The sequence below is a fragment of the Tildeniella sp. genome (assembly GCF_059505325.1).
Genome location: NZ_JCACKI010000053.1, coordinates 1 through 9,182 on the forward strand (window position 1 = coordinate 1; position 9,182 = coordinate 9,182).

Below are 9,182 nucleotides of genomic sequence, written 5' to 3' on the forward strand. Positions count from 1 at the left end.
CCTGCCTCCTGCCTCCTGCCTCCTGCCTCCTGCCTCCTGCCTCCTGCCTCCTGCCCCAAGTACCAAACCAACCCTGCAAACAACCCGGTGCCGACTACATATTTAAGCAAATCGGGAACGGCAGGATTGGGTGAAAAAAAGCCTTCGATGATGCCTGCGATGACCAGCATGGGAATGATGCCGTAAACCAGTTGGGCAGCTTGGGCACCGTAAAGCTTGAGTGCCTCCGATCGCCGATAAACCCCTGGAAACAGCAGCGCTCTGGCAAGCAGAAAGCCTGCACCACCCGCCAAAAAAATAGCGGGCAGCTCCAGCGCTCCGTGGGGAAACACAAACGCCCAAAACGGGAAGGCGAGATTATTCTGACCGACTAACGTGCCCACACTGCCGATTAAAACGCCATTCAACAGCATGACAAAGGTTGTAAAGAGTCCGCCTGTCATGCCGCCTGCCACTGCCGCAAACGACACTTTGATGTTGTTGATCATGATGTTGCTGGAGGCAAACGGCTCGATGCCGACGATCGACCCTATCCACAGTTCGCCGCGATCGCGCACCTGTTCAATCATCGGTGCTGGCACAACCAACGCCAAAAACGCTGGATCACGCCATGCCAGCCACCAGGAAACAACACCCGCTACCATAAATAAACCTGTTGCCAGCGCAATATAGCCCCGCGATCGCTGTACCACTGCCGGAAAACCCCAGCGGTAGAACGACCAAAGTGCCTGCCATTCCTGACGACGAGAACCCTGATAGATTTGGGAGTAGCCGCGCGTTGCTAACGTCTGCAAATCCTGTGTAATCAGGTCGCCTACCTGATTGGTGCGGGCGCGTGCCAAATCTGCGGAGACCGATCGATACAGGCTGGCAAGCTGCCGAATCTCGTTTGCGTTAAGCGCCTTTAACCCTTGCTTCTCTGCTTTCTTCAGCAAGGTATCCAGGTTTTTCCAACTAGGCTGCCGTCGCGCTATCCAGCGCTGTATGTTCATAATCTGTGATATTTCCCGGAAAGCAAACAAACGTGGTTTAGAATCGCGTCAACACCTGTCCTTCAAACTAGCCAAAGTGTAGCCTATGGCTTCGCCATCTAATTCCTCTAGTTCTACTCAAGCGCTCAGCGTTGGTAATGTCGTCAGTGCTGGCTTTCGGCTGTATGGAGAAAACTCCAAGCAGTATTTGACGATCGCCCTTTTTGGGACGCTGTGGCTCCTGCTGCCGTTTGTTGCCGCGATCGCTGTTGTGATCTTTTTCGCAGCAGTACAGAACTATTACGCCACTTTGGGGTTAATTATCCCTGCCCTGATCGTGCTGTTTCTTTACACGCTTGCAAAATATCTCGCAAACTCAGCTCTGATCGCACGGTTGGCGTTTGGTGAACTGACAAACCAGCCAGAACTACTCAAAGATGCCCGTCGGTTTATTAAGGCGCGGATATGGAGCTTTCTGGGCGCAGCTTTTCTGATGGGTTTAATCTACACCGTTGTGGTGATTGTGTTTTACCTGCTGCTGGCGATCGTTGTTGTGGGTGCTATAGCTAGCGTTGGCGGTTTTCAACTCTTCCAGAATCCCACAGCGGAAACGCTTGCCGCTAATGGGGGCATCATCGCACTGCTGGTAGTGCTGGGGTTAGGGTTATTGCTGGCGTTTATTGCCTTTCTGCTCTGGTTTGCAGCGCGGTTTGTGTCGTTTGAATTGCCGCTGGCAGTGGAACCTGGAGTGACGGCAACGCAAACGATCGGGCGCATGTGGTCGCTGACTAAAGGCAGTGCGTGGCGGATTGCGCTCATTTTATTTGTCACAAGTCTTGTCACAATGCCGTTGCAACTGCTGCTACAGGTTGTAGTCACTGGTGTCGATGCGGGCATAAGAACGGCTGGAGTCTCACCCGATGACGCTAGCTACACGGCACTTTCGTTGTTAATTACCTATGTGCTGAGCTTTGTGCTGTCGATCGTCGTCCTCCCGCTCTGGCAAATCATCAAAGCGGTCATTTATTACGATTTGCGGAGTCGGCGCGAGGGGTTAGGGCTACAGTTACGCGATCGCGGCTCTCAGACGTAACCACGCCATGCGCTTTTTTAACCACGTTTCCCTGTCAACACCAGAAAGTGTCGAGCTAGAGTTTACGCTGGCAGGCATTGGTAACCGTACACTGGCGCTGGTGTTTGATTACTCAATTCTAGGGGCAGTGCTGCTCGGCTTCTGGATTCTTTGGGGCATGTTTAGCCTGGGGCTACTGAGCTATCTCAACTCAGGCACGTTTAACTATGCCTCTGCCCCCATCTGGCTGTTGGCGATCGCCCTTTTGATCAACTTTTTCATCTTCGCAGGCTATTTCACGTTCTTTGAGGTTCTCTGGCAAGGGCAAACCCCCGGCAAACGGTTCACCAAAATTCGCGTCATTCGAGACGATGGTAGACCGATCGGTCTCTCTCAAGCTGCCTTACGTTCACTGCTGCGATTGATCGACGATTTTTGCTTTATCGGTGTCTTTTTTATTCTGTTGGGCAAGCAAGAGAAACGGTTGGGCGATTGGGCTGCCGGAACACTGGTCATTCAAGAGCAACGGGGCGATCGCAAAGCCCCGTTGATGATTTCTGATCAAGCAAAGCAACTGGCGATCGAGCTACCCAAACTGGCAGATCTAAACCAATTGTTGCCCGACGACTTTGCTGTTGTGCGTACCTACCTCCAACGCCGCCATACAATGGATGCCAGAGCTAGAAATGATCTCAGCCTGAATCTGGCACGGCAACTCCGCACCCTCATTGGACTCGAAACCATTCCGCCCAACACTACCGCCGATCAATTCCTCGAAGCCGTCTACGAAGCGTATCAGGTGAGGGGTGAGGGGTGAGGGGAGGGAGTTTTGAGTTTTGAGTGGATTGAGCGGTCAGCGGTCAGCGGTCAGCTTTTTAGCCTTCAGCCTTTAGCCTTTAGCCTTCATCCCTGCCCTCCTGCCCCCAGTCCCCCCACGTCCCACCTCGAACAATCTACGCTAATGTAGAAACTGCACCCCTGCCCTGATGCCTGTTGACATACTGTGTTGCCTTTTAGATATTCAAAGACTTCGTTTCTGTTAGCGGCGTGTCTGCTCTTGCCGCTAGGAAGTTGTGCCAACAGTTCGCTTGGCGATTCATTGCAGAAATCTTTTGCTGCCGATCCCAAGCTGGAAACGAGTGCTTCTCCTGAGCCATCAGCAACGCCCGCGATCGCTACCACCCCACAGCCGCAGCCTTCAGTGCTAGTCAGCGAGTCGCCTGCACCCACTTTGAGTCCATCTGCTACACCATCGCCTTCGATCGCATCACCGTCTGAAACCAGCGTGGCAAGCATTCCTGATTTTTCGGACAGCACGGTGGTTGGAGCGTCAGGTAGCTCTGACGGTAATGTAAGTCCGATCGCAACGGCTTCAGATAGTGCGAATGATAGACAACCTCAGACGGTACCTGTGGCGATCGCCTTCTCTGACCTCAATAAAACGCCGAAAGAACTCCAGCAGTACGTGTCAGATTTGGCAAAGCTGGGCGTTCTGTCCCCCGTCACTGACGGCAACAAAGCGACTCAGACCGCAAGCAACCTGTTTGCCCCCAACAAAGTGATTACGCGTCGAGAATATGTGCGCTGGCTGGTTGCGGCGAACAATCGGTTGTATGCGAGTCAGCCTGCCAAACAGATTCGGTCGAGCACAGATACTACCGTGCCTGCTTATCAGGATGTGCCCCGTAACGATCCAGACTTTCCAGCAATTCAGGGATTGGCGGAAGCGGGTCTGATTCCGAGTCTGTTGTCGGGCGACAGTACCACCGTCACGTTTCGTCCGAATGCACCTCTGACGCGTGAAAACCTCGTACTTTGGAAAGTGCCAGCGGATACTCGTCAAGCGCTGCCAACTGCGAGTTTGGATGCGGTTAAGCAAACCTGGGGCTTTCAAGATGCGCCTCGCATTGACTCCAGAGCGCTACGAGCGGTGTTAGCCGATTTTCAAAACGGTGATTCGTCCAACATCCGTCGTGCGTTTGGCTATACGACGCTGTTTCAACCGAAGAAGTCAGTCACTCGTGCCGAAGCTGCCGCTGCTCTCTGGTATTTCGGCTTTCAGGGCGATGGGCAATCGGCTGAAGAGGCACTGAAGACGCTGAACGCTTCGCCAAGTGCCTCACCTTAAGAGGTTGGCAATCGTGAAGATTCCATCTGATGCGAATATTCCCCAAGAAAAGCTAGTTCGTTATCTACTTGTACTCAAGCAACGAAACGATAAATCGCAGTTTTTAGCGAAAGCAGGCTTTACGCAGGAAAACTCAGAAACTCTACGATCGGCGATCGCCCTGTTGATCCAGTCAGCAGAAGCCGTAGAAGATGGCACGAATGAGTACGGTATCTTTTATCGGGTTGATGGTGCATTACGAGGGATCAATGGGCGAAGTTTAGCGGTCGTTACTGTTTGGCTACAATGGTATAGCGATGGCAGCTTTCATTTCGTAACGCTGAAACCTCGAAAGGAATCTCGACGTGAATCTTGAACTTTATCAGCAAGTGGCTTTATGTCGAGATTTACCAGAGCATCAACTGCGTAAAGGTGATCTGGTGACGTTAATTGACCGCGTTCCACATCCTGCTGGTGGTGAGAATGGGTACATCCTGGAAGTCTTTAATGCGATTGGTGAATCTATTGCAGTGATTACAGTACCGCAGTCGGCTGTCGAACCATTGCGATCGCATGAAATCTTGACTGTGCGATCGCTCGTAGACGTGAAAGGTTGAGTAAGGAAACGCGATCGCTCAAAACGTATGACTATCACTGCCGTCAACAGGCTACAACGATCCTTAACGCAGTAGACTAAAAGCCTGACCAGGAAACTGCTATGACGAACATCACAAGAGACGAATTTGAGACCGTTAAAGAGCTATTGGGAAGCGCTGCACGGTACGCGGAGTCAGCACATCGGGGACTCGATCGGCTGGAGATGATGCAGCAGCATTCTCAAGAGCAGATTGACCAACTGATTGGAGCACAGAGGCAGGCAGAGCAGCGGCTCGATCGCCTGGAGATGACGCAGCAGCGAAGTCAGCTTCAAATCGATCAGCTGACAGTAAAAATGGATCAACTGGCTGAAGCCCAAAACCTCACTAACCAGCGAGTCTCGACCCAAATTGAAGAACTGGCTAAAGCTGAAAAACGCACTGACCAGCGGCTAGAGTCTTTCATTTTTGAATCGCAGCGATTGATCACCAAGCATTCTGAAAGCATTGAGCAGCTTAAAGGCATGACCGAGCGACTGGATGGAGTCCTGGCTTACCTCATCCGAAAAGAAGGTCGAGACGAGTGATACTCCCATCTCCTACAGTGACTAACGACAGCCCAGATTCCTTACATTAGAGGCTCTCATGTCACTGTTGCAAAATCGCGATCAACTTGGCGATGACTTCGTTTGTTTTTTCTGGGGTGAGGTTTCCTGCTTTGTAGGCAATCAGTTGCTCGTTGGCTGTAAACACTCGATTTGACTTGGCGTAGCTGGTTTTGTTGAGGCTTCCAGTTTCAAAGTCGCTTGACTCAATCAGGGTTGTGTAGGCATCGTTCGCGGCTTGACTGGTCATCAAGCAAAGGATGAAGTCGCTTCTAGTCAGTTCGGCAAGCACCAATGCGGGTCGTTTTTTAGCGTTGGTTAAATCTGAAAAGGGAAAGGGAAGAACAACCACATCACCCTTTACAAATGCTGCCATGCTTCATCCTCTTCAGGCGTTAGCCACTCCTCCGCCAAACTGGATTCACTCAGAAGGCTAATCTCTAGTTGTTCTTGCTGAAGCTCCTTAGCACGAACAAACAGTAAGAAGTCTAATACTTCTTTTAATGTAGAACCGGGCGCTTCTTCGATCTCTTTTAGTAATTGCTCTTTAATGTTCATACTGTCCTTCTCTCGCTCTACTCTTAAGAAGTCACTCATTTGGGGCGGCGACTGGAAACTTTGCCACTAGACACCAATACCTGCTTCAGCGATGAACACTTCGATCGGAGCGGTATCTGCTAAGTTTTCTTCCCCAAAAATGTCGATGTAGCAAGCGATCGCAGACTTCACATCCGCCAGAGCTGCCTCATACGTATCTCCTTGCCCCACAACTGCGCCGACAATTCCCACTGGGTAAGCAACATAGCCATCAGAATGTTTTTCAATCACAATCTTGAGTTGTTTCACTGGCTCTTCGCTCATTTCAAACACATTAATCCATCAAGCGTATCGTACCTAAAGAGCACAGAGCAATGACGATCAGCATGGTTTGGTAGCATGTCCGCACCAATGGCAACACTCCAGTTTCGATCGCTATGTGCAGGGGGGAATGTATGAACACAATTGGGGCTGTTGATGTGATGGGAGACAACCGCATCGTTTGGCGTTTGAGGATACGAGCATGAGGAAGTAGAGTGGGCAGTGCCTACCCTACCTGCTTCAATTTCCCGAAGGTTTTTATGTACGGTTCATTTTCATGAATCATTTAGGAACGCTATACCTGCTATTTACTCGTGTGTTAAGGTTATGAGCATCTTTCGGGTAACTCACTGATTATTGATGCATTAGCATCAACTCGATTGAAGAAATTGATTAGGTAGTCAACAAACTTTTGATTGGGGTCATTAAAGATGAGCGCCCCTTCTACATAGAAAGCTCCATAAGTCGGATCTCTCCCATCTAACGGAAAGATTATATGACGCCGATCTACAATTAAAAACGATTGCTCAAAGAATAAGTCTGACTTCTTCAAATACCCTGCATCAGGTTTCTCCCGTAATATTTTCAAAACTTTTTGGAAATGATCGTACCAGCGTATTCCTACTCGTTCCTCATCTATTAAAGCACTTTTTCCTTCAGGCAATTGAATGATCCTCTTATAGAAAAATTTTTTATTTTCATCGGCTTTGAGTTGTAGCTTCTTAACAATTGATTCAAGGTACTTTTCCCTCTCCGTTCTATAGATATGTGTAGTAACTTCTCTCCCTTGATCAGCTTTAGAATGTTCCCCTGTTCTGTTTACAAACAAGCACAGTATTTCAAATTCAGCTTTTTCGATTATGTCGCAAAAGGAGGAGTATATCTTTCCTTCTCCGCTTCGTGGAGGGTCTTGCACAAAAGACCACTTTAATCCTCCCAGGTTGTTACTTATGTCTACTAATTTTTGATCGATTTTTTTCGCATTGGCTTCTTGCTTTTTGTCTATTGCCTGAACTGTCTCTTCATTCAGCTGTGCGAATACACTGATTGCCACTAAACCAATGATTATTAGAACTGCCACTAAAAGAAGGATGGCTAGTATCGTCTGCTGAGGAGTATTGAGAAAGGATGTAGAGAAAATCTTATCAAGGGCTGCGCTAGCTAAAATCCCGAATACAGCAGATGCAATTGAAATAAGCACTTGTATTCTTGTGGCTTTCCTAACCCGTCCGTTCATTCAACTCTCCTTTCGAGTCACTTACGATTTCATTAAGTCCGTTCATCTTGGATTGTACAAGGGCAGTACCGTAATGAGGGAAGAATAAACGTTTCTGAGGAAGATTTTGTAGGATAGGCAATGCTCACTCTACTACTGCCGATCGCGAAACAGGGCATCGATCGCCTCTGCCATCGGTTGCCACTCTGGATTTTCCAACAAGTGCACCTCGTCAAACCCGCCCATTTCGGGATCTTATAAGTGCCGCTTGCATGGCGTTGATATCTCTGAGGGGAGCAGGCAGGGACGTAAGCTCCGTATCGGCAAATTCGCTCACCCCAATTAGCAATGCCACTTTAACCATGCCAAGCTCTCAATGCCGCCAATGACTGAAACCGCCGATGCTTTCAGAATAACCGAAACGTTTGTGGCTGACTGTGACTGATGTGGGGCTAAAAAAGGGAGCGATCGCGCAAATAGAGCGATCGTTCCTTGCTCAAACGGGACTGTTCTCACTCAAAACAGAACTATTCTTGTTTGAAACAGGAATGTTCTCATTTCAAATAGGAACGATCTCACTTCAAGTAAGAATGCTGCGGTTTCAAACAGGAACGTTCTCATCTGAAACAGGAACGATGCGGTTTCAAACAGGAATGCTCTCGCTTTCAGTCGGAACGTTCTCACTTTAAACAGAAGCGCTCTCATCTGAAACAGAAATGCTGCTGTTTCAAACAGGACTGTTTTTACTCAAAACAGGAATTGTCTTGCCTGGAGAGAAACCGGGTTTCTGGTCGTTCTGCCTGCTTAACGGCAGAGGCTCGCCAAGAAACCCGGTTTCTAGCCGTCTCGGTTGCATACTGGAACGGCAGAGGCTCACAAAGAAACCCGGTTTCTAGCCCCCTACTAAAACTGCACTTTGAATAGTTGAAAGACCTCTCCCGGCAGTGTCTTCACGATTTTGCCGCCGGATGACTGGATGAGCTTCTTCCAATCCGCGATCGGCTCTAGAAAGACTTCCGTGCCCAGGTACATTTCTAGAATTGCCCAATTCTCAGCGAGTGGTGTCTCCGGGTCGAGTACATCAAAGACAAACACACCGCCGGGTTTCAAGACACGTTTGACTTCTGTGAGTACAGCCGCCCAATAGTCGAGGGGATAGTAGCAGCTAAAGCCCGTGGCGATCGCCAGATCAAACTGGTTCGCCTCATACTCCAACTGGTGCGCGGCTCCTAGCGCCACGCCTTTAAACAGCTTCGAGTTCAGTTGCGGTCCACGCGCATTCAAACTGTCGCGGGCAGCGTGGCTAATCTCCTGCCCATAGAACAGCGCTTCCCAGTCGCGCCAGGGGTAAATCAAAAAGCTCACCCCGCAACCAAGATCCAGGCAATGCTGGTTTTTCTTCGGCTGGGCAAGCTCCCAGAAGGGCGACGCAAGCTTTGACTGAAGAGCACCAGAGGCGCGATCGCGAAAGATCGGCATCGCTTCTACTTCTTCTGGCAGGTCGAACGCTTCCCCCCGATACTCGCGATTGAAGCGTAGAGTAACGGCTGCAATTTGGCTCTGCCAGTCTTGCGATGGGCTGAGTTCACTAAAGTAACTGTTGCTAGAGAACGCTTCCTGGGATTCCGACTTCTGCTTTTTTGCCATGCTCAGGTTTGTTCCTCTAACAACAGTTTTAAAGCGGTCAGCGTTCAGCCGTCAGCATTCAGCTTGAATCCATTGCTGATGGCTGGTAGCTGATAGCTGACCGCTAATTT

The 9,182-nt window shown here is 49.7% G+C and carries 14 protein-coding genes; 7 read left to right on the plus strand and 7 right to left on the minus strand.

Annotated features, from left to right (window positions below):
- Nucleotides 1–992: stage II sporulation protein M (locus tag AC5JO6_RS18190; protein ID WP_496082481.1), on the minus strand; the 992-nt coding region annotated here is incomplete at its 3' end.
- An 85-nt stretch (nt 993–1,077) separates the two neighbouring features.
- Between AC5JO6_RS18190 and AC5JO6_RS18195 the strand changes: the two genes are divergently transcribed.
- From AC5JO6_RS18195 to AC5JO6_RS18225, 7 genes are all read left to right on the plus strand, one after another.
- Nucleotides 1,078–2,064 carry a DUF975 domain-containing protein gene (locus tag AC5JO6_RS18195; protein ID WP_496082482.1) on the plus strand — a complete coding sequence of 329 codons (987 nt, stop codon included), beginning with the start codon at nt 1,078–1,080 and terminating at the stop codon, nt 2,062–2,064.
- Between the two features lie 7 nt (nt 2,065–2,071).
- Nucleotides 2,072–2,860, plus strand: coding sequence for an RDD family protein (locus tag AC5JO6_RS18200; RefSeq protein WP_496082483.1), 789 nt, complete (start codon nt 2,072–2,074; stop codon nt 2,858–2,860).
- A 12-nt stretch (nt 2,861–2,872) separates the two neighbouring features.
- A complete protein-coding gene (locus tag AC5JO6_RS18205; protein ID WP_496082484.1) occupies nt 2,873–3,010 on the plus strand; it encodes a hypothetical protein in 138 nt (45 codons plus the stop codon).
- Nucleotides 3,011–3,142: 132 nt separating this feature from the next.
- Nucleotides 3,143–4,171 carry an S-layer homology domain-containing protein gene (locus tag AC5JO6_RS18210; RefSeq protein ID WP_496082485.1) on the plus strand — a complete coding sequence of 343 codons (1,029 nt, stop codon included), beginning with the start codon at nt 3,143–3,145 and terminating at the stop codon, nt 4,169–4,171.
- 13 nt (nt 4,172–4,184) lie between these two features.
- Nucleotides 4,185–4,526 (plus strand): DUF6883 domain-containing protein, encoded by a 342-nt coding sequence (locus AC5JO6_RS18215; protein WP_496082486.1) that lies wholly within the window; start codon nt 4,185–4,187, stop codon nt 4,524–4,526.
- Nucleotides 4,516–4,767: a DUF4926 domain-containing protein gene (locus AC5JO6_RS18220; RefSeq protein ID WP_496082487.1), complete on the plus strand. Its 252-nt coding sequence runs from the start codon at nt 4,516–4,518 to the stop codon at nt 4,765–4,767. The genes AC5JO6_RS18215 and AC5JO6_RS18220 overlap by 11 nt, the downstream gene beginning before the upstream one ends.
- Nucleotides 4,768–4,868: 101 nt before the next feature.
- The gene (locus AC5JO6_RS18225) at nt 4,869–5,333 is read left to right on the plus strand and encodes a hypothetical protein (RefSeq protein ID WP_496082488.1); all 465 of its coding nucleotides are present in this window, start codon (nt 4,869–4,871) and stop codon (nt 5,331–5,333) included.
- A gap of 61 nt (nt 5,334–5,394) precedes the next feature.
- On the opposite strand, the gene AC5JO6_RS18230 is transcribed toward AC5JO6_RS18225, so the two are convergent.
- The 6 genes from AC5JO6_RS18230 to AC5JO6_RS18255 all read right to left on the minus strand — a co-directional run bounded on the left by AC5JO6_RS18230 (nt 5,395) and on the right by AC5JO6_RS18255 (nt 9,072).
- Nucleotides 5,395–5,727, minus strand: coding sequence for a type II toxin-antitoxin system PemK/MazF family toxin (locus AC5JO6_RS18230; protein WP_496082489.1), 333 nt, complete (start codon nt 5,725–5,727; stop codon nt 5,395–5,397).
- On the minus strand, nt 5,712–5,909 hold the full coding sequence (locus AC5JO6_RS18235; protein WP_496082490.1) for a DUF2281 domain-containing protein: 198 nt from the start codon (nt 5,907–5,909) through the stop codon (nt 5,712–5,714). Before AC5JO6_RS18235 ends, AC5JO6_RS18230 begins: the two co-directional genes overlap by 16 nt.
- A 66-nt stretch (nt 5,910–5,975) precedes the next feature.
- Nucleotides 5,976–6,212: a type II toxin-antitoxin system HicB family antitoxin gene (locus tag AC5JO6_RS18240; protein ID WP_496082491.1), complete on the minus strand. Its 237-nt coding sequence runs from the start codon at nt 6,210–6,212 to the stop codon at nt 5,976–5,978.
- Nucleotides 6,213–6,534: 322 nt separating this feature from the next.
- A complete protein-coding gene (locus AC5JO6_RS18245; protein ID WP_496082492.1) occupies nt 6,535–7,446 on the minus strand; it encodes a hypothetical protein in 912 nt (303 codons plus the stop codon).
- Between the two features lie 321 nt (nt 7,447–7,767).
- Complete coding sequence (locus AC5JO6_RS18250; protein ID WP_496082493.1) at nt 7,768–7,941, minus strand: hypothetical protein; 174 nt, start codon at nt 7,939–7,941, stop codon at nt 7,768–7,770.
- Between the two features lie 387 nt (nt 7,942–8,328).
- Nucleotides 8,329–9,072 carry a class I SAM-dependent methyltransferase gene (locus tag AC5JO6_RS18255; RefSeq protein ID WP_496082494.1) on the minus strand — a complete coding sequence of 248 codons (744 nt, stop codon included), beginning with the start codon at nt 9,070–9,072 and terminating at the stop codon, nt 8,329–8,331.
- Nucleotides 9,073–9,182 lie beyond the last annotated feature (110 nt).

Excerpts from the sequence above, each read along its gene's own strand:
- AC5JO6_RS18255 (WP_496082494.1), bottom strand. The coding sequence starts at position 9,072 with ATGGCAAAAAAGCAGAAGTCGGAATCCCAGGAAGCGTTCTCTAGCAAC.
- AC5JO6_RS18235 (WP_496082490.1), bottom strand. The coding sequence starts at position 5,909 with ATGAACATTAAAGAGCAATTACTAAAAGAGATCGAAGAAGCGCCCGGT.
- AC5JO6_RS18230 (WP_496082489.1), bottom strand. The coding sequence starts at position 5,727 with ATGGCAGCATTTGTAAAGGGTGATGTGGTTGTTCTTCCCTTTCCCTTT.
- AC5JO6_RS18245 (WP_496082492.1), bottom strand. The coding sequence starts at position 7,446 with ATGAACGGACGGGTTAGGAAAGCCACAAGAATACAAGTGCTTATTTCA.
- AC5JO6_RS18200 (WP_496082483.1), top strand. The coding sequence starts at position 2,072 with ATGCGCTTTTTTAACCACGTTTCCCTGTCAACACCAGAAAGTGTCGAG.
- AC5JO6_RS18195 (WP_496082482.1), top strand. The coding sequence starts at position 1,078 with ATGGCTTCGCCATCTAATTCCTCTAGTTCTACTCAAGCGCTCAGCGTT.
- AC5JO6_RS18225 (WP_496082488.1), top strand. The coding sequence starts at position 4,869 with ATGACGAACATCACAAGAGACGAATTTGAGACCGTTAAAGAGCTATTG.
- AC5JO6_RS18240 (WP_496082491.1), bottom strand. The coding sequence starts at position 6,212 with ATGAGCGAAGAGCCAGTGAAACAACTCAAGATTGTGATTGAAAAACAT.